Here is an 18,286-nt window from a genome sequence, read left to right as displayed (position 1 = left end):
AGCCGGCGTGCGGGAGCAGGCTCCGGCGTCACCCGGGCTGGGTGGCTCCGTTTCGAACTGCCGGTACGTCCCGCGCGGTGTCGCGGTCGGCGATGGGCTGCTTCGGACGGCCGGCCCGGGTTCGGTGTGCGGGCACCCGCGGTCAGCGACCGGGTTCCTCGTCCTTCAGGAACTTGCGGATCTCCTCGCGGAGTTCGGGCGAGTCGGTATGCCCGTGCACCGCCACGGCATGTTGACTGGCGGCCAGGACGACCTCGTCCTCGGCTCCGGCGATGGTGAGAGTGCACCCGGACTCACTGGGCATGTCCCGGCAATCGGCGACCTTGCGCATGACGTCCTCCCGGACTGGGATCTCGTCCCCCGAGGGGCACGGCCCCGGACCCGACGGCGCGAGGCCATGGTCATAGTCTAGTGCGTTTTGTGTGGGTTTCGGGTCGGCCCGCGGCGCCCTGCACCCCCTGTCGGAGGTGCGTCGGGGTCACCTCGGGCCTGTCGCCGGCGGATGCGTGGGGTCGGCGGGCGGCCCGGCCCCGGTGCTGCGGCCCGTGATCGTTCGGGTCGCACCGGTGACCGGGCCGCCGGTGTACGGGCGGGGCGGACGAGCCGCCGAGGTCAGCCGTTGGCGAACTCGTGCACCCCCCACCAGCCGCTGTCGTCGCGGTAGATGCCGATGCCCGCCTCGGTGTGGGTCGGGTCGGTCTGGTTGCGGTAGTGGCCGGGGCTGTGCCGCCACATGTCCTGGAACTTCTCGGCCGCCTGCCGGGCGGTCATGGCCGGGTCGCCCCACCACACGATGTTCTCGGACACGCCGGTGCGGGCGCCGGTGACCAGGACGTCGACCTCGGGGCCGGAGTGGGCGAAGCCGGTACGGCGCATGTGTTCGGCCCACTTGCGGGCGAAGTCGCTCAGGTCGGTGCTCGCCCGGAGCGGGCGCAGGCCGACCTTCGCGCGTTCGGCGTTGAGCAGTTCCAGGGACATCGCCTCGGCGTCGGCGATCGACTGGGACGCGGGCCGGTTGCCGCGCACGGTGGGATTGGCCCCGGGCGGCCCGTCCGCAGCCGACGCCGTGGTGGGTCGGGCGCTCTTGGCGGCCGGGACCTTGGCGTCCGTGCCCGCGCGGCTCGCGCTGCCGGCCGCGGTCGGCTTGTGGGTTGCGGGCGCCGTGCCGGTGCTCGGGGCGGCACCGGTGCTCGGGCTCGTGCCGGTGCCGGAGGGCAGCCCGGGTGCGGCCGACGTCGGTGTCGCCGACGCGGTCGACGCCGATGCGGTGTCGGTCGGGGTCGCCGGCCGGGCCGCACCGTCGTGCCGCTCGGCGGGCGAGCCGCAGCCGGCCAGCACGAGTGCGGCCAGTGCGGCGGCGAGGGTGGTGGACACGGCCCGGTGGTCTCGGTGCTGCCGGTGGTGTCGGTACTGCACGATGCGCAACTCCTCGAAAGGTACGGCTCGTCGCCCGGCACGAACGCCGGGGACACCTGGGAGAGCCGCGGGGCGCGGGTGGATAACGGAAATCGGCGCGGGTTTTCGCGTCGGGTCGGGGCGGGCGATGGAGCGGGCCGGGTCGGGCGGGTGCATGCGCCGGAGATGCGCGCCGGCTGCCGGTTGCCGGTTGCCTGGGCCGGGCCGGGTGCGTCAGGCGGGCGCGGCGAACACCTGGGTCCACCAGGTCGTCCCGCCCGGGCCGATCGTGGCGCCGACACCGATGTCGGTGAAGCCGCAATCGAGGATGTTGTCCCGGTGGATCGGACTGGCCAGCCACTGGGCGACCACGTGCGCGGCGTCCGATCGACCCCGATCAAGGTTCTCGCCCCACTGCCGCCACCGGTAGCCGGCGGCGGTGATGCGAGCGTCGGCGCGCATGCCGTCCGGGTTCACGTGGTCGTAGAACCGCCGGGTGAGCATGTCGTCGGAGTGTTTGCGGGCGGCACTTCGCAGTCGGTCGTCGATGCGGACGGGGGCGCAACCGTGCTCGGCCCGGGCGGCGTTGACCAGGTCCACCACGGCGCGTTCGAGCCGCGCGCGGGGGTCGGCGGAGGCGGTCGGGCGGGTGGCCGAGGGCTCGGTCGCGGGCTCGGTCGAGGGCGGCGAGGCGGTGGGCGGCGTGGTGGCCGGCGGCGGCGCGGTGGTGGGCGTCGCGGAGGGTGCCGACGCGGCTGCGACGACCGGCGGGTGTGCGACGGGCGCGCTTCGGGCCGGCGGGTCGTGGTGGGGGCGGTCGACGATGACGACCGCGGCCAGGACGACCAGGACGATCGCGGCGCCGCCGGCCGCGATCCGGCGGGGTCGGCGGACCGAACGGGGCGCGGCGTGGCCGGGCGAGGGAGGGCCGGCTTCGTTGGGCCCGGCGGCCGGTTCGGTGGCCACACTTCCGCCCCGGCCCGGATCGGCGGGCGAAGCCGCGTGGTCGGCAGGGCTCGGATCGCCGCCCGCGCTCGGATCCCCGCCCCGGCTCGGCGGGGCGCTGCCGCTCGGATCTCCCGGCGGACTCGGCTCCCCACCCGTGCCCGGCCGGCCGACCATGCGCGGATCGCCGGCGGCATGCGAGTACACAACCGCGTTCGGGTCGCCGGTCGTGTTCGCGTACGTGACCGCGCTCGGGTCGCCCGCAGTGGTCGTGTACGCAGCCGCGTTCGGGTCGCCGGCCGTGTACGTGACCGCGCTCGGGTCGCTCGCCGTGTTCGAGTGCGCAACCGTGCTCGGGTCGCCGGCCGTGTGCGTGCCCGGGTCGCCCGCCGTGTTCGTATACGCAACCGTGCCCGGGTCGCCGATCGGGTCCGCTGTTCCGGTCGGTGTCCACGGGCCCTGGCGGAGCAGGTGCAGCAGTACGGCCGTCGGCGGCAGTAGGGCCAGGCCCGCGAGCAGGCCCTCGACCGGGGCCAGGTCGTACCGGTGCGCGCCGCATGCGCCGCATGTCCGGGCGTGCCGGGAGATGCGCTTGCGCCACAGCGGGGTCGGCCGCCCGTCCCAGGGTGCGAGCAGCGCACCGGCCTCCGCACAGCGGGGGTCGGCGGCGAGTGCGCGGACCACCACGCGGGCGGCCTCCAACTGCTCCTTCATGCGCTGGACCCGGACCGCCACATGGGTCGCGGGCAGGTCCAGGGCGGCGGCGAGTTCGGCCCGGGTCAGCGTGCCGGCCGCCTCCAGCCACCACAGGGCGAGCAGTTCGCGGGTGTCCGGATCCAGCCAGCGGGTCGCCTCGGCGACGTCACGGCGCTGTCCGGACAGGCCCAGCCGCAGGATGGTCAGGTCGGCGAAGTCGGCTGCCGGGTCCGGATATTCGGTGATCTCGTCGAGCGGCGTGGTGAGCGCGCGACGGGCGTGCCGGCGGCGTACCTGATTGATCGCGATGGCCACCAGCCAGGACCGGAAGCGCTCCGGATCGCGCAGGCCGCCGAGGCCGGACACCGCGCACAGCATGGTCTCCTGCACCACGTCGTCGACGTCCGCGTGCCCGTTCAGCGCCCGGCCGACGATGTTGTACACCAGTGGCAGCCAGTCGGCCACGAGCCGGTCGCGGGCACGCAGATCACCACCCTGGGCCGCGACGACCAGGGCGGTGTTGTGCTCGTTGTCCACGTACGTCCACTTTCCTCAACCGGCGTGACGGGCCCGCTCCCGTCCATCCGCCACTCGGGAGAGCACCCGGGTCGGCGCGGATAACGGAAATCGCCGGACGAGTTCCGAACGTACATACCCGTCGTCGCGGGCCGGACCGCCCCCCGACGTCCGCCCTCGGAGTCCGTCTCCGAAACCACCCCGGGGCCGCCGGTCGCGGCGGCGGCGCCGGGGAGTGGTCGGGCGTTGGGCGGGTCAGTTCGGCTCGGCCGCCAGCAGGCCCTCGACCCGGGAGCGCACCTCGGGGGTGTCCAGCCCGCGAATGGTCACCGTGGTTCGGCGGCGCAGCACGTCGTCCGCGGTCATCGCCCACTCGTGGTCGCGCGCGTAGGCGACCTGGGCCCAGATGTCCGGCCCGTCCGGGTGGATGCGCTCGCCGAGTTCGCGGTCGGCCCGCACCAGTGCGGCCAGGTCGTAGGCGAGGTTGCCGTAGTGCGACGCGAGGTGGCGGGCCACCACCGGATCGACGCCGTCCTCGGGGGTGGCCTCGCCGAGCAGTCGGTGCGCCACCGCCTCGGGGTTCGCCGAGCCCGGCAGCGCCACCCGACGCAGCGGGGTCGCCATGTCCTGCTCCAGGGCCACGACACCGGCCTTGGCCAGCTTGTCCAGCACGGTGCGGCCGATGTGCCGGTAGGTGGTCCACTTGCCGCCCGCCACCGACAACATGCCGCCGCGCCCCTCGGTGACCACCGTCTCCCGCTTGGCCTCGCTCGTGGCGCCCGCCCCGCCGGGCAGGACCCGCAGGCCGGCGAACGCGTAGGTGATGTCCTCGCGACGCAGCTGCGCCGGGTCGACCGCGCTGCCCGCCTCGTCCAGGATCTGGGCGATGTCGGCTTCGGTGGGGGAGACCTTGCCGGGGTCGCCCTCGTAGGCCTCGTCGGTGGTGCCGAGCAGCAGGTGCTCTTCCCACGGAATCGCGAAGGACACCCGGTACTTGTCGATCGGGATGGTCAACGCGGCCCGCCACGGCTGCTGTTGGCGCAGCACCAGGTGCACGCCCTTGGACAGCCGGATGCTCGGTTCGGCCGCCGGGTCCTCCATCCGGCGCAGGTGGTCCACCCACGGGCCGGTCGCGTTCAGCACGACGCGCGCGTTCACGCCGAACTCGGCGCCGTCGAGTCGGTCGCGCAGTTCGGCGCCGATGACCCGGCCGCCGGCGTCCTTGCGCAGGCCGACCACCTCGGCGTGGTTGAGCACGACCGCGCCGGCCTCGACCGCCGCGCGCACGGTGGTCACCGCGACCCGGCTGTCGTTCATCTGGTGGTCGCCGTACACGGCGGCGCGGCGCAGGCCCTCCTTGCGCAGGGCCGGGACGAGTTCGAGCGCGTGGTCGGGGCCGATCACCTTGCCCAGGCCGTCGCCGAAGGCGGACAGGGCCGAGTACAGGAACACGCCGGCGCCGAGCTTGGCCGAGCCGTGCGGGCCGTCCTTGTAGACCGGGACCAGGAAGGACAGCGGCCGCACCAGGTGCGGGGCCACGTCGCGGGCCAGCGCGCGGCGTTCGCGGTGGTTCTCCGCGACCAGCTTGAGGTTGCCGGTCTGGAGGTAGCGCAGGCCGCCGTGCACGAGCTTGGAGGACGCGGACGAGGTGGCGCCGGCGAAGTCGCCGGCGTCGACCATGGCCACCCGCAGCCCGGTCTGGGCCGCGGTCCAGGCCACCGCCGTGCCGAGGATGCCGCCACCGATGACGAGCAGGTCGTGGGTGCCGCGCGAAAGTTCGGCACGGCTGTGGGCACGAGCGGGAACGGTCGGATCCGTGGCGGTGCTCATCACGCGTCTTCTTTCCACTGGGCCGGCTGCGAAGCGGTGGGACGGGGTCCCGGTCCGAATCTACGTGGTCGGCATTGTCGAACGACGAACGACAGTTTTCATTGTCGGTCGGGCAATGGTCAAGTGCCGCCGGTCCGAAGCGGGCGATCCCGGGCGAGCCGCGGACGGCTCCGCACCCCGCGCCGGAGCCCGGGGGGCGGGCGTCCGGCCCCGGGGCGTCAGTACGGAAAAGTCGCACCCAGGTCGCGCGAGATGGCGCGCGCCGCGTCGCGGACCGAGGCCACCAGGGTGGATCGCGGCGCGTCGTCGGCGACGATCCGCTCGACCGCGCCGCTGATGCCCACCGCGCCCAGCGGCGTCCCGCGCCGGTCCCGGATCGGCGCGGCGATGCCCGCCAGACCCGGCACCGACTCCTCGATGTCGCAGGCCCAGCCGCGCTCGCGCACCGTGACGCTCTCCGCGTCGATCGCGGCCGGGTCGGTCAGCGTGCGGGTGGTGAAGGCGACCGGGGCGCTCTCGTTCAACTCGGCCCGCGCGGCCGGGTCCACCGCGAGCAATACCTTGCCCCACGCGGTGGAGTGCAGCGGCAACATCGCGCCGATCTCCAGCACCTGGCGGCTGTCGTCCGGGCGGAAGACGTGGTGGATGACCAGCACGCCGCCCTTGTGCAGCACCCCGATGCGCACGCTCTCGCCACTCGCGCGGGCCAGGTCGTCCGCCCAGACCAGGGCCCGGGCGCGCAACTCGTGCACGTCGAGGTAGGAGCTGCTCAGCCGGAGCAGTTCGGCGCCGAGCTGGTACTTGCCGCTCTTGGCGTCCTGTTCGACGAACCCCTCCTGGTGGAGCGTGCGCAGGATGCCGTGCGCGGTGCCCTTCGCCAGACCCAGGGTGGTGGCCACCTCGCTCAGACCGAAGCGCCGTTCGCCGCCGGCGAGCAGCCGCAGGATCGCCGCTGCACGTTCGAGCGACTGGATGGGACCGGGCATACCAACTCCTCCATCGAAGATCAGGTTGGCAATGAAGATCGGGTTGGCAATGTAGAACAGCGGTCGTACGCATGCCGGTCGGGTCCACGGCCCGCCCGCCGGGCCCGGCGCTCGCGGGCGGGGTCGGGAACGAGATGTTCACGGACTCTTGACGGCGGCGCAACCCGCAGAGAACACTGCCGGACAGCGGTCGTCAATGTCGAATGCCAGTCAGAGTCATCTGCCAGATCGAACGGACCACGCCCAGCGGTCCCGATCCGTGTGTGATCGGGATTCGCCCGGCGTGCGCACTCCACGGCACCGCAGCGGTCGTCCTCCCGGCACCGTCCTCATGTGGTGCGGGCTCCCGCATCCCCGTACGGCGCGTCCATCCCGGCGCGCCGTGCGCCCGTCCGGCGCCGCATCCCGGCGCCGTCCCACCCATGCAGTCAAGAAGGGGCCGTGTTGTTGTGACGAGCGACAAGATCTTCATCGGCGAGACCCTGGGTACGGCCATCCTGCTGCTCCTGGGCGTCGGCGTGTGCGCGGCGGTCACCCTGAACCGGTCCAAGGCGCAGAACGCGGGTTGGTTGGCGATCACCTTCGGCTGGGGCTTCGCGGTCCTGGCCGGCGCGTACGCGAGCGTGTCGTTGTCCGGCGCACACCTCAATCCCGCCGTCACGTTCGGCATAGCCGTCAAGACGGGAGAATGGGACAAGGTGCCGGTGTACCTCGCCGGGCAGTTCACCGGCGCGGTGATCGGCGCCGTGCTGGCCTGGGCCACCTACCTGGGTCAGTTCAAGGAGCACGGCGAACCCGTGCTCGGCGTGTTCGCCACCTCGCCGGAGATCCGCAACCCGGTGCAGAACCTGATCACCGAGACGATCGCCACCACCGTGCTGGTCATCGTGATCCTGACCCAGGGCCTGACCGACGGGCTCGCCCTCTCCGGCACCGGCATCCTGATGACCGCGCTCCTGGTGGTGGGCATCGGCCTGTCCCTGGGCGGTCCGACCGGCTACGCCATCAACCCGGTCCGCGACCTCGGCCCGCGCCTGGCACACTCGCTGCTGCCCATCCCCAAGAAGGGCGGCTCGGACTGGGCCTACGCGTGGGTCCCCGTGGTCGGTCCCACCCTCGGCGGGCTGGCGGCCGGCGGCCTGTACCGGCTCGCGTTCTGAGCCCGCACGTCCGTACCGACCCCGACCTTTCCCTCGGATCCTTCGGAAGAGGAGCCATGTCCGACACCTACATCGCCGCGATCGACCAGGGCACCACGTCCAGCCGATGCATCATCTTCGGCGCGGACGGGCGCATCGTCGCCGTCGACCAGCGCGAGCACCGGCAGATCTTCCCGCGCCCGGGGTGGGTCGAGCACGACGCCGCCGAGATCTGGAGCGTGGTGCAGGCCGTGGTCGCCGGCGCGCTCGCCCAGGCGGGCATCCGGCGCGAGCAGATCCGCGCGCTGGGCATCACCAACCAGCGCGAGACCACCGTGTTGTGGGACCGCCATACCGGGGTGCCGGTGCACAACGCGATCGTGTGGCAGGACACCCGCACCGACGCGCTGTGCCGGGAACTGGGCGGCAACGTCGGCCAGGACCGCTTCCGGGTGGAGACCGGCCTGCCGCTCGCCAGCTACTTCGCCGGCCCCAAGATCCGCTGGCTGCTCGACAACGTCGAGGGGCTGCGCGAGCGGGCCGATCGGGGCGACATCCTGTTCGGCACGATGGAGTCGTGGGTGGTGTGGAACCTCACCGGCGGCCCGGACGGCGGGGTGCACGTCACCGACGTCACCAACGCCTCGCGCACGATGCTGATGAACCTGGAGACGCTGGACTGGGACGACCGGATCCTGCGCGCGATGGACGTGCCGCGTTCGGTGCTGGCCGAGATCCGCTCCTCCTCCGAGGTGTACGGCACCGCCCGCGGCATCCTGGAGGGTGTCCCGGTCGCCTCCGCGCTGGGCGACCAGCAGGCCGCGCTGTTCGGGCAGACCTGCTTCGAGGAGGGCGAGGCCAAGAGCACCTACGGCACCGGCAGCTTCCTGCTGATCAACACCGGATCGCGGATCGTGCAGTCGCACCACGGCCTGCTCAGCACGGTCGGCTACCGGCTCGGCAAGGAGGCGCCGGTCTACGCGCTGGAAGGCTCGATCGCGGTGACCGGGTCGTTGGTGCAGTGGATGCGCGACCAGATGGGACTGATCTCCACCGCGGCCGAGATCGAGACGCTCGCGTTGACCGTGGAGGACAACGGCGGGGCGTACTTCGTCCCGGCCTTCTCCGGACTGTTCGCGCCCTACTGGCGTTCGGACGCGCGCGGCGTGATCGCGGGTCTGACCGCGTACGTGAACAAGGGGCACATCGCGCGGGCCGTCCTGGAGGCCACCGCGTGGCAGACCCGCGAGGTGGTGGACGCGATGGAGCGCGACTCCGGGGTCAAGCTCGCCACGCTCAAGGTGGACGGCGGGATGACCGCCAACAACCTGCTCATGCAGACCATCGCAGACGTGCTGGACGCCCCGGTGGCGCGCCCGTTCGTGGCCGAGACCACCGCGCTGGGCGCGGCGTACGCGGCCGGGCTCGCGGTCGGCTACTGGCCCGACCTGGACTCGCTGCGGGCGAACTGGCACCGCGCCGCCGAATGGACCGCGCGGATGGACGACGCCACCCGCGACCTGGGCTACCGCAACTGGCGCAAGGCGGTGGCGCGCACGATGGACTGGGTCGAGGAGGGCGACCCGGCCCCCGAGCCCGCCTGACCCCTGCCGCCGGCGACGCGGGTGGGCACCGAGGAAACCCTCGATGCCCACCCGCGGGCCTCCTCGGCCCGACCCGGGCCGCTCAGCGCGTGGGCAGGTGCCGGGCGAAGAGCCCTTGGACGTACCGGCGCACCGTGGGCACCGACACGGCCGGGTCGATCGCGCCGATCAGGGAGATCCGGTCGGCGGCGGACATCAGGCCGGCGGCCTGGAGCCGGGGCGCGAAGACGGCATGGTCGGTGAACACGTGGTGCGCGGCGGACTCGATCCGGTGCCGCGGGACGTGCCGGCGGGAATGGGCGAGCAGCGCGGACCACGAGCGCTCCAGGCTGCGCCGGTCGGGGAAGCCGTCGGTGTCCAGCAGGAGCAGCGGCCGATCGGTGCCGTCGCGGGCGATCGGGTACAACTCGCCGTCCCGGCCGGGCGCGGGCGACGGGTGGTCCAGGTAGCCCTCCAGGTTGATCGCGGCGGCGATCCGGCGATCCTGGTACATCGCCTCGGCCGCGGTCGTGCCACCCGCCGAGTGACCGTAGACGCCCACCCGGCGCAGATCCAACGCCCGGTGCAGGCCGTCGGGCAGCGGCGCGCCGGTCGGATCCGGGTTTTCGCCGCGGGCCAGGACCGTCAGTCGATCGAGCACGAACCGGGTGTCCGCGATCCGCGTGTCGATCATGGCGCGGAACAGCCCGGGGTCGGTGCGCGGGTCGAAGCGCAGGACGGTCCAGCGGACCCGGCCCTCGCGACCCGCCATGTCCACCGGGAACTCGACCACCGCGCCGTCGCCCGGGTGGTCGATGCACACCACCACGTAGCCCCGACTCGCCAATTCCTCGGCGACGCCGGTGCCCATGCCGCGCGGGTCGCCGCCGCCGGGGCTGTACAGCAGCACCGGGCGGCGCTCGGTCCGCACGGGCGCGTTCGTGTGCGCGTGGGTGGTCGTGGCCGCCCAGTCCACCCCCGCCGCGGGCAACTGCGGGTGGGTCGGCCGCGCGGCCGACTCGAACGCCTGCCCGGCTCCGGCGCTCAGTTGCGGTGCGACCGGGCAGCCGCGCACGGTGCGGGCCGGGTAGAACACCGTGACCATCACCTCCCGCACTGGGATCGCCTCCCACGGGTCCGGTCGGGAGCGGTCGACCAGGTACAACGTGCCGGCCCCGATCGCGTACGGGCCGGTCGGCGGCGTGAGCCGCAACACGACGCCGGTCGCCGGCCGGGAAGCGGCGGGTCGGGCGGACGCGGGTCGGGCGCGGGCGACGCCGCCCGCGAGGAGCAGTGCGGCGGCCGGCACGGCCGAGGCGATGACCCGTCGCTGGCCGCGGTGATCGGTCGGACCCGACTCGACCTCCTGCATCTGCTCGCCGCCGGGCACACCACCGGCGACCTCGCCCGCCGGCTCCGGGTCGGCAACGCGACCGTCTCCGCGCACACCGCCGCGCTGCGTGCCGCGGGACTGATCACCACGACCCGCACCGGCCGCTCGGTCCGGCACGAACGCACCGCGCTGGGCGCCCTGTTGGTCGGGCGGCACACCGGCTGACGGTGCGATCCGGCCGCCGGCCTTCGGTTGTGGCCGAAGGAGTGGACGCGGTTCGGCGCGGGTGACTTCGCCGGTGGCCCGATGTCGCCCGACCGCAGGGACCCGGCACGCGAGGCGCGGTGTGGGAGGGGAGGGTCAGCGCAGCACCGTCGGCGAGGCCGCCTTGGCCGCGAGCAGGCGGGGCGTACCCGATCCGTCGGCGGGCGTGGCGTAGACGTCGCGGCCCCGGCCGTACATCACGGTGTGGTCGTCCAGCCAGGCCGCCTGGTCGTCGATGCTCTCCCGCTCGGCCAACGGGGTCTCGCGCATCGTGGCCAGGTCCAGCACGTGCAGTCGCCATGTGGTGGGGCCGGAGCGCTTCTTGAACGCGATCCGGGTGCCGTCCGGGGACAACGAGGGGCATTCCAGGTTCTCCCGCACCGTGTGCGCCTCCCAGTTCGCGTAGTCGCCCTCGACCAGGTAGGTGCGCCCCTTGGTGGACACGGTGGCGTAGAAGCGGTTGTCGTCGGGGGCGAAGGTGACGCCCCAGTAGTTGACGTCGGCGGAGCGGTAGCGCTTGCCGTCGATGGTCAGCGGGATGGCCTCGATATTGATCAGGGTGTAGTCGGTGCGGGTGTCCAGGATGCCGGTCCAGGTGGAGAATCCGGTCTTGTTGTAGGACTCGCCGGTGACGAAGACGGTCCAGGACACCATCCGTCCGCTCGCCGAGACCCGGGCCCGGCTCGGGGTGCCCGCGAGTTCGATTCGGCGCCGGACGTTCATCGACGGGTCCACGATCAGCGCGTCGGTGCCGGGCAGCGGGCCGCCGCGGGTCTGGAGGCAGACGCCGGTGGCCGCGCCGACGGCGAAGCGCTCGCAGCGCAGTCCGCTGTCGGTGCGGGCCGGGCCGGTGTTGCCGGCCGGGTCGATCGTGGTCGCGGCCACGGTGCGGTGGCCGCCCTTGCGGGCGGTGTCCACGAACACCAACTGGCCGCCGGCGGCGAGGTCCAGCGGCCGACGCTCGACCGCGGAGTCGTTCTCGCGATCGGCCGCGAAGGTCGAGTAGCCGACCGCCACGCCGACCAGCACCAACAGGCCGAGCAGCAGGCCGAGGGCGCGCTTCATCCGGTCACCTCCGGCAGTGCGGACCGCGACGGCAACAACCGCCGGGCCACGACGAGTGCGCCGACCAGGCCGGCGCCCATGACGAGCAGCGCGGGGCCAGAGCCCCACAACGTCCAGGCCGCGCCGAAGAGCACCGAGGAGAACAGCCGGGCGCCGGCCTGACCGGTCTGGAGCAGGGCCAGACCGCTGGTGCGCAGGTGCACCGGCAGCAGCGGCCCGGCGGCGGCCATCAGCACGCCGTCCGTGGCGGCGTAGAACAGGCCCTGGAGGACGAGCACGCTCAGCAGCACGGTCCACAGCAGCAGCGTGCCCGGAGCCTCGCCGCCGTCGGGTGCGGCGGCGACCGCGTAGGCCGCGAGCAGCGCGAGGTGGCCGCCGAGGAAGACCCGGAACCGGCCGATTCGATCGGCGAGTCGACCGAGCGGCACCGCGAGCAGCAGATACGCGCCGGCGGTACCCAGCGGCAGTAGTGGGAAGTAGCGCAGCGGGATGTCGAATCCGTGTTGCAGCACCAGGTACACGAACGTGTCGCCGACGGTGAGCAGTCCGAGCATCGTCGCGGCCAGACAGGTGCGCCGGAACGGGCGCAGCCGCAGCAGCGCGAACGCGGCTCGCAGCGACGACTCGCGCCGCGGAACGGGCGGTTCGTGGTGATCGCGTACGTACAGCGCCATCAGCAGCACCGCGAACAGGGCCACGCAGAAGCTCACCACGAACACGGCGTCGTACGCGTCGTGGGTGGCCCACAACACGGCGAACGCGGCGAGCGGTCCGAGGAACGCGCCGACCGTGTCCATCGCGCGGTGCACGCCGAATGCCCGACCCAGGTCGGGCGCCGGGGTGCTGAGCGTGATCAGCGCGTCGCGCGGCGCGGTGCGCAGCCCCTTGCCGGTGCGGTCCGCCGCGAGCACCAGACCCAGCCCGGTGACCGACGAACCGGCCAGCGGGAGGCCGAGTTTGCACACGGCGGACAGCCCGTATCCGGTGCCCGCGACGAGTTTGCGGCGGCGGGTGCGGTCGGCCACCTGGCCGCCGAGCAGGCGGACGAAGGCGGTGACGCCGAAGTAGGTTCCGTCCAGGAGCCCGTACTGCAACGGGCTCAGTCCCAGGGTGAGCACGAAGTAGGTGGGCAGCACTGCGGTGACCATCTCCGAGGAGATGTCGGTGACCAGGCTGACGGCGCCGAGCGCGAGCACGTTGGCCGGGACGTTGCGCGCGAATCCGCGCGGTGCCTTGGCCGCGGCGATCCCGCCGGCCTGATCCGCGCGCCGGGTGGCGGCGATGTACACGGGCGGTCCTCCCTCGATCCGTTTGGGGACGGTGGACTCGGGTCGGGTCGGAGCGGGACGGGTTGGCCGGGGCCGGCCGGAGGAGCGGGACGGGGTCCGAGGGCGGTGGCAACAGCCCTATGGAGAAAGGCAGTTCGGGTCGGGTGCGGGTCGGCCGGGGAAGTGGTCGCCGGCCGGCCCGCACGTTCGGTGGACTCAGTGGCAGCCGACCGGCCCGAAGGAGTCGAGCTGCTTGCCGTCGTAGCGCACGAGCTGTCCGGAGTAGCTGTCGGCGGAGAGGGTCAGCTTGAGCACGGCCGGCGAACCGGTCACCCGCTTCTCGCTGTTGGGTTGCGGACTCTCGAAGTCGTACGGGTCCGCGCCACCGGTGCCCACGAGCAACTCGCGGATGCCGGCGGGGTCCGCCTTGGCCTTGGGATTCTGCGGCGCGTAGCGCTCGTAGAGGTGGTCGTGCCCGTTGAGGATCAGATCGGTGTGCGCGTCGTAGAGCACCTGCCACGCGGTCTGACTGACCTTGTCGGCCTGCGGCCCCGAGCTGTACAGGGGCCTGTGCCAGTAGGCGGCCACGCAGCCCTGCGAGTTCTTCGCCAGGTCCGCCTTGAGCCACTGGATCTGCGCCGAGTTCGCCGACATCGACTGCTCGGTGTCGAGCGCGATGAAGTGCCAGCCGCCGCGGTCCCAGCTGTACCAGGTGGTCCCGTTCGGGGTGGCCCGGTCACCGAAGTACGCCTTGTACCCGGCCTCGGAAGGGTTGTCGTCGGCCTCGTGATTGCCGGGCGCGGGACGGGTCTTGGCCTTGAACCGGCCCCACGTGGTGTCGTAGTACTTGCGGTAGTCGGAGAGGCTGCCGGTGTCGTACTGGTTGTCCCCGAGCGTGATCACCTCGTCCGGGTTGATCGCCTCGACCCGCCGTGCGGTCTGCTCGGCCCCGCACTCCTGGCTCGACGTGCAACCCGGGTCGGAGATGTCGCCTGCGGCGACGACGGTGAACGAGGAGCCGCCGGCCTGCGGGGTGCCGACCACCGCCGCGCTGGGCGCGGACAGGTTGCCCGCCGCGTCGCGGGCCCGGACGGTGTAGGTGTAGCCGACGCCGGTGGTCAGGCCGGTGTCGGTGTAGGAGGTGCCCGCACTGGTGCCGACCGTGACGCCGTCGCGCAGCACGTCGTAGCCGGTCACCCCGACGTTGTCGGTGGAGGCGGTCCAGCCCAGCGAGACGCCGGTGGGCGTGGTGCCGGTCACCCGCAACGCGGTCGGCGTGGTGGGTGCGGTGGTGTCCGGGCCGCCTGCGCCGAATACCTCGAACTCCCAGAGGGAGTAACCGTATTCGGTGCCCCGGGTGGTTGCGTACACGCGTACGTGGCGGCCGTGGGTGGACAGTGCGCCGACGTCGTCGGTGCCGCCGTCGCCGGCCGACGTGTTGTAGACCTTGGTCCAGGACGCGCCGTCGGGCGAGACCTCGATCCGGTAGGCCTTGGCGTAGGCGGCCTCCCAGGTCAGCTTGACCCGGGAGATGGAGACGTCGGAGCCGAGGTCGACGCTCAGCCATTGGGCGCCGGCACCCTCCGTGCTCGCCCACCGGGTGGTGGACTTGCCGTCCACGGCCTTGGCCGGGCCGAGCGTGGAGTCCTCGCTGGACGAGGCGGTGGCGGGTTTGCCGCGGGAGAGCAACACCTCCGCGGCGGAGGCGGTCTGGCCGAAGGTCAGCACGGTCGCCAGCATGGCGATCACCGCGATGACGGCGGGAAATTTGGGCAATCGGGACACGGCGCGCCGAGCACTGCGAAACGAGGGACTTCGGCGGGTCGGGCGCGGGGGCAGGGACAGGTGCACGTCGTCCTCCAACGTTGAGGAGCCGATCGTCGTGCCTGAGCCGGGCAGGATGGTGCGCTCGAATGGGCCGGAAAGTGCCGTTGCGTGACGTGGCACCACCGCGGTCGGGTGGCCCGCGGTGCTCCAACAGGAGCCTCCGGTCCGGTTGTTGGCCCCGACGATCCCAAGGTGCCGCGCGCGCCGTCAAGACTTGTTAGGAAACTTTACTAACAAGACTTCGGGTCGTCGCGTCCCGGTGGCGGGCCGTCCGGGCCCGCGCTGCGCGGGCGTCACGAGGAGGACGTCACGAGGAGGACGTCACGCAGCGGGCGTCACCGGGCGGGCGGCACGCGGCGGACGTCACGGGGCGGGCGGGTGCTCGAAGGTCGGGCCGGGGTCGGCGGGCGCGTGATTGAGGACCAGGACGCCGATCACCGTGGCCAGGGTGAAGACCAGCACGATCAGGCAGGCCAGGATCAGCCGGCGGCGGCGTTCGCGGCGCTGCCAGTCGCCGTGCGCGGTGCGGTACGCGTCGGGGGCCGGGTGGATGCCGGCGGCCAGGATCTCCAGTGCCTCGCGCAGTTGTTCCTCGGTGCCGGGAGGGGTGCTCGCCTCGGTGTCGGGAGGGTTGTTCATCGCCGTACCTCCATCGCGTGCGTGAGAGTGGCGAGCCCACGCGCGGTGTGCGTCTTGACGGAGCCGACCGAGATGCCCATGGTCGACGCGATCTCCTTCTCCTTCAGCCCCAGCCAGTGGCGCAGCACGAGTGCCTCGCGCTGGCGCGCCGGCAACTCGCGCAGTGCACGGATCAGCGCCTGCTGGTCGTCGCGCAACAGCGCCGAGGTCTCGGCCGAGGCCACCGTGTCCACGGGTTCCTCGACGTGTCGGCGGGCGACCTGGAGATGGCGTATTCGCATCCGGACCAGATTGCACACCACCGAGCGCAGATAGGCCGCGGCGGCTTCGGGTGTGCGCAGTTTGCGGAATTTGCGGTAGATCTCGTAATAGGCCTCGGCGACGATGTTCTCCGGATCGTCGGCGCCGAGCAGGGTGGCGAGCCGGAGCATCGAGGGATAGTGCAGGTCGAACAGGCGCGCGACCTGCACCTCGCGGTCGGAGTCGGGCGCGCCCGTCGCGAGCTGCGGCGCCGACGACGGGACGGGCACCGGACCCGAGACCTGAGCCGGGCCCGGGACGTGCGCCGTGCCGGGAACCCGAGCCCTGCCCGGGGCGGCCTGCTCCGGGCCGGGCACGGTGCGCGGCGCCGGCGGCGCATCGGCATCGCGTCGCAGACGTTTCACGAGCCGTTCGCCTCCTTCCCCGCGACGCCCCGGCCGGTCAGCCGGGACGGCAGGGCCGTGGTGTCCGTGCCGCGTGCCGCGCCGACCCGGTCGAACACCCCGGTCAGGGCCAGGGTGACCGCCAGGTTGAGCAGCAGCGCGGCGAGCCCCGCGTACATCTGCACGCCGTGACCTCCCAGTTCGACCCGGACCAGCGAGACGAAGCCCTCCCGCACGACCGCGACCGTACCGGCCAGCATGCCCACCGCCCAGCCCGCCAGCAGCGCCCGATGGTGCAGACGTCGGGTGAACAGCCCGATCACCACGGCCGGGAAGATCTGCAGGATCCACACTCCGCCCAGCAGTTGCAGGTTGATCGCGGCCTGATCGCGCAGTCCGAAGACGAACGCCACCGCCCCCACCTTCGCGATCAGCGACACCAGCTGGGCGACCCGCATCTGCCGCTTCGGCGTGGCCGTGGGGTGGAAGTACTCGACATAGACGTTGCGCACGAACGAGGTCGCGGCGGCGATCGACATCACCGCCGCCGGCACCAGCGCGCCGACGATGATCGCGCCGAACACCAGACCGGCCGGGAAGGCCGGCAGCAGCCGGTCGACCAGCAGCGGTACGGCCGCTTCGGCGGTGCCCGACGGCGCGTCGATGTCCACCGCCAGCGCCGCGATGCCCAGCACGCCGAACATCGCCAGCACCGAGGTCCACGCGGGCAGCGCGATCGACACCCGGCGCAGCGTGTCGGGGCCGGCGGCGGCGAACCCGGCGGTCAGCACGTGCGGGTACATCAACAGCGCCAGTGCCGAACCGAGCGCCAGGGTGGCGAAGCCCGCCTGCTGGTGCGAGCCGAGCACCAGCGACGCATCGACCGGCCCGCGCGCGGCGAGCCGGTGATCCGCCGCCTCGAACACCGGACCCGGCCCGCCGAAGCGGCGCAGCACGAACACGACCGCCACCGCGGCGGAGCCGAAGATGGCCACCCCCTTCAGCGCCGAGATCACCGTCGGCGCCCGCAGCCCGTGCCGAAACGTGGCGATCGCCAGCCCGGCGAACAGCGCGACCATGCCCACGTCGCCGGCCGCGCCGCGCGGATGCAGCCCGGCGGCGGCGAGCACGGCACGGATGCCGAGCACCTGAAGGGCCAGGTAGGGCATGGTGGCCAGGATCCCGGTCAGCGCGACCACCAGGGCCAGTGCCGGCGAACCGTAGCGGCCCCGGACGAAGTCCCCGACGGTCAGGTAGCCGTGCCGGCGGGCCACCGTCCACAACCGGGGCAGCAGGACGAAGGCCATCGGGCAGACGATCACCGTGTACGGCAGGGCGAAGAACGCCGACGCGCCTCGGCCGTACACCTGGCCGGGCACCGCGGTGAAGGTGTACGCGGTGAAGATCGTGCCGCCGAGCAGGAACCAGGTCCAGACCGCGCCCAGGCCGCGATCGGCCAGCGCCCAGTTCTCCAAGGACGGCAGGTCGTGACTGCGGTGCAGCCGCGGCGCGGTCACGGCCAGTAGCGAGGCGCCGCCGACGACGATCAGGAAGGCCGCGGTCATGGCCCCGTGGGTCATCCGTCACCGTCCGGATCGGCGTGCGAGCGCGCTCGGGGCACGGTTGCCGCGAGCGTACCGACTTTATCGGCCGGGTCCGGCGTGCCGGCGTGGCCGAAAACGCCCGCGGCACCGGCCGGACACCTCGCGGAAATCCGCAGGACGTCGGCTGTCAACCAAAACGCGGGCCCGCGCAACTCTTCCACAGGGCCGGCGCACCGGCGGCCCGGACCACCGAACCGGAGGAGGCGCGATGACCGAAGACCGTGTCCCGCCCACCGCCGCACGGGCCCGTGCGGCACGCCGGATCGCGGCCGGCGGCTGCCTCGCCGCACCCGTCGCGGCGCTGTTGTGGGTGCCCGCGTACGCGCGCCGAGGGCCGGAGTTGGCCGGCATCCCGTTCTTCTACTGGTACCAGCTCGCGTGGGTGCCGGGATGCGCCGCCGCCATGTTCATCGCCCACCTGCTGCTGCGCCGGCCCGACCGGCGACATCCCTGACCGACGCCGTCCCCCGGCCCGACGTCGCCCCCGGCCCGACTCGGCCGACCGACCGATCCGGCTCGGCCGTCGCCCCCGGCCGATCCGGCAGCCCTTGT

16 protein-coding genes are annotated in these 18,286 nt (G+C 73.0%); 4 read left to right on the top strand and 12 right to left on the bottom strand.

The window, feature by feature from the left end:
- Positions 1-142: 142 nt before the first annotated feature.
- The 5 genes from ACZOOI_RS00845 to ACZOOI_RS00825 form a co-directional block, all read right to left on the bottom strand.
- Positions 143-331 carry a DUF1059 domain-containing protein gene (locus tag ACZOOI_RS00845; RefSeq protein WP_391588298.1) on the bottom strand — a complete coding sequence of 63 codons (189 nt, stop codon included), beginning with the start codon at positions 329-331 and terminating at the stop codon, positions 143-145.
- A 281-nt stretch (positions 332-612) separates the two neighbouring features.
- Positions 613-1,374 (bottom strand): CAP domain-containing protein, encoded by a 762-nt coding sequence (locus ACZOOI_RS00840; protein ID WP_465278901.1) that lies wholly within the window; start codon positions 1,372-1,374, stop codon positions 613-615.
- A 255-nt stretch (positions 1,375-1,629) separates the two neighbouring features.
- The gene (locus ACZOOI_RS00835) at positions 1,630-3,573 is read right to left on the bottom strand and encodes a sigma-70 family RNA polymerase sigma factor (RefSeq protein WP_465278900.1); all 1,944 of its coding nucleotides are present in this window, start codon (positions 3,571-3,573) and stop codon (positions 1,630-1,632) included.
- A gap of 234 nt (positions 3,574-3,807) precedes the next feature.
- A complete protein-coding gene (locus ACZOOI_RS00830; RefSeq protein ID WP_465278899.1) occupies positions 3,808-5,382 on the bottom strand; it encodes a glycerol-3-phosphate dehydrogenase/oxidase in 1,575 nt (524 codons plus the stop codon).
- A 218-nt stretch (positions 5,383-5,600) separates the two neighbouring features.
- Positions 5,601-6,368: an IclR family transcriptional regulator gene (locus ACZOOI_RS00825; protein ID WP_465278898.1), complete on the bottom strand. Its 768-nt coding sequence runs from the start codon at positions 6,366-6,368 to the stop codon at positions 5,601-5,603.
- A 449-nt stretch (positions 6,369-6,817) separates the two neighbouring features.
- Between ACZOOI_RS00825 and ACZOOI_RS00820 the strand changes: the two genes are divergently transcribed.
- Positions 6,818-7,528, top strand: a complete 711-nt coding sequence (locus tag ACZOOI_RS00820) for an MIP/aquaporin family protein (protein ID WP_465278897.1) — start codon at positions 6,818-6,820, stop codon at positions 7,526-7,528.
- Between the two features lie 56 nt (positions 7,529-7,584).
- Positions 7,585-9,111, top strand: a complete 1,527-nt coding sequence (gene glpK / locus ACZOOI_RS00815) for a glycerol kinase GlpK (protein ID WP_391588304.1) — start codon at positions 7,585-7,587, stop codon at positions 9,109-9,111.
- An 82-nt stretch (positions 9,112-9,193) separates the two neighbouring features.
- On the opposite strand, the gene ACZOOI_RS00810 is transcribed toward glpK, so the two are convergent.
- The gene (locus tag ACZOOI_RS00810; protein WP_465278896.1) at positions 9,194-10,462 is read right to left on the bottom strand and encodes an alpha/beta hydrolase; all 1,269 of its coding nucleotides are present in this window, start codon (positions 10,460-10,462) and stop codon (positions 9,194-9,196) included.
- On the opposite strand from ACZOOI_RS00810, the gene ACZOOI_RS00805 reads away from it, so the two are divergent.
- On the top strand, positions 10,430-10,648 hold the full coding sequence (locus ACZOOI_RS00805) for an ArsR/SmtB family transcription factor (protein ID WP_465278895.1): 219 nt from the start codon (positions 10,430-10,432) through the stop codon (positions 10,646-10,648). The genes ACZOOI_RS00810 and ACZOOI_RS00805 overlap by 33 nt on opposite strands.
- 135 nt (positions 10,649-10,783) lie before the next feature.
- On the opposite strand, the gene ACZOOI_RS00800 is transcribed toward ACZOOI_RS00805, so the two are convergent.
- The 6 genes from ACZOOI_RS00800 to ACZOOI_RS00775 form a co-directional block, all read right to left on the bottom strand.
- Positions 10,784-11,752, bottom strand: a complete 969-nt coding sequence (locus ACZOOI_RS00800) for a TolB-like translocation protein (protein WP_465278894.1) — start codon at positions 11,750-11,752, stop codon at positions 10,784-10,786.
- Entirely contained in the window at positions 11,749-13,041 is a 1,293-nt protein-coding gene (locus ACZOOI_RS00795) for an MFS transporter (RefSeq protein WP_465278893.1), read from the bottom strand. The genes ACZOOI_RS00800 and ACZOOI_RS00795 overlap by 4 nt, the downstream gene beginning before the upstream one ends.
- 195 nt (positions 13,042-13,236) lie before the next feature.
- Positions 13,237-14,805 carry a discoidin domain-containing protein gene (locus ACZOOI_RS00790; protein ID WP_465281325.1) on the bottom strand — a complete coding sequence of 523 codons (1,569 nt, stop codon included), beginning with the start codon at positions 14,803-14,805 and terminating at the stop codon, positions 13,237-13,239.
- Positions 14,806-15,210: 405 nt separating this feature from the next.
- Entirely contained in the window at positions 15,211-15,486 is a 276-nt protein-coding gene (locus ACZOOI_RS00785; RefSeq protein ID WP_465278892.1) for a hypothetical protein, read from the bottom strand.
- Positions 15,483-16,151, bottom strand: coding sequence for an RNA polymerase sigma factor (locus ACZOOI_RS00780; protein ID WP_465278891.1), 669 nt, complete (start codon positions 16,149-16,151; stop codon positions 15,483-15,485). Before ACZOOI_RS00780 ends, ACZOOI_RS00785 begins: the two co-directional genes overlap by 4 nt.
- Positions 16,148-17,710, bottom strand: coding sequence for a sodium:solute symporter family protein (locus ACZOOI_RS00775; RefSeq protein WP_465278890.1), 1,563 nt, complete (start codon positions 17,708-17,710; stop codon positions 16,148-16,150). The genes ACZOOI_RS00780 and ACZOOI_RS00775 overlap by 4 nt, the downstream gene beginning before the upstream one ends.
- 232 nt (positions 17,711-17,942) lie before the next feature.
- Between ACZOOI_RS00775 and ACZOOI_RS00770 the strand changes: the two genes are divergently transcribed.
- Positions 17,943-18,188 (top strand): DUF3311 domain-containing protein, encoded by a 246-nt coding sequence (locus ACZOOI_RS00770; protein WP_465278889.1) that lies wholly within the window; start codon positions 17,943-17,945, stop codon positions 18,186-18,188.
- The last annotated feature ends 98 nt before the right edge of the window (positions 18,189-18,286 follow it).

Source organism: Embleya sp. L77 (assembly GCF_055557415.1).
The sequence above is the reverse complement of the archived record's forward strand: the minus strand, read 5'-3'. Positions and strand labels throughout refer to the sequence as shown.

Excerpts from the sequence above, each read along its gene's own strand:
- ACZOOI_RS00785 (WP_465278892.1), bottom strand. The coding sequence starts at position 15,486 with ATGAACAACCCTCCCGACACCGAGGCGAGCACCCCTCCCGGCACCGAG.
- glpK (WP_391588304.1), top strand. The coding sequence starts at position 7,585 with ATGTCCGACACCTACATCGCCGCGATCGACCAGGGCACCACGTCCAGC.
- ACZOOI_RS00830 (WP_465278899.1), bottom strand. The coding sequence starts at position 5,382 with ATGAGCACCGCCACGGATCCGACCGTTCCCGCTCGTGCCCACAGCCGT.
- ACZOOI_RS00770 (WP_465278889.1), top strand. The coding sequence starts at position 17,943 with ATGACCGAAGACCGTGTCCCGCCCACCGCCGCACGGGCCCGTGCGGCA.
- ACZOOI_RS00800 (WP_465278894.1), bottom strand. The coding sequence starts at position 11,752 with ATGAAGCGCGCCCTCGGCCTGCTGCTCGGCCTGTTGGTGCTGGTCGGC.
- ACZOOI_RS00810 (WP_465278896.1), bottom strand. The coding sequence starts at position 10,462 with ATGCAGGAGGTCGAGTCGGGTCCGACCGATCACCGCGGCCAGCGACGG.
- ACZOOI_RS00845 (WP_391588298.1), bottom strand. The coding sequence starts at position 331 with ATGCGCAAGGTCGCCGATTGCCGGGACATGCCCAGTGAGTCCGGGTGC.
- ACZOOI_RS00825 (WP_465278898.1), bottom strand. The coding sequence starts at position 6,368 with ATGCCCGGTCCCATCCAGTCGCTCGAACGTGCAGCGGCGATCCTGCGG.
- ACZOOI_RS00775 (WP_465278890.1), bottom strand. The coding sequence starts at position 17,710 with ATGACCCACGGGGCCATGACCGCGGCCTTCCTGATCGTCGTCGGCGGC.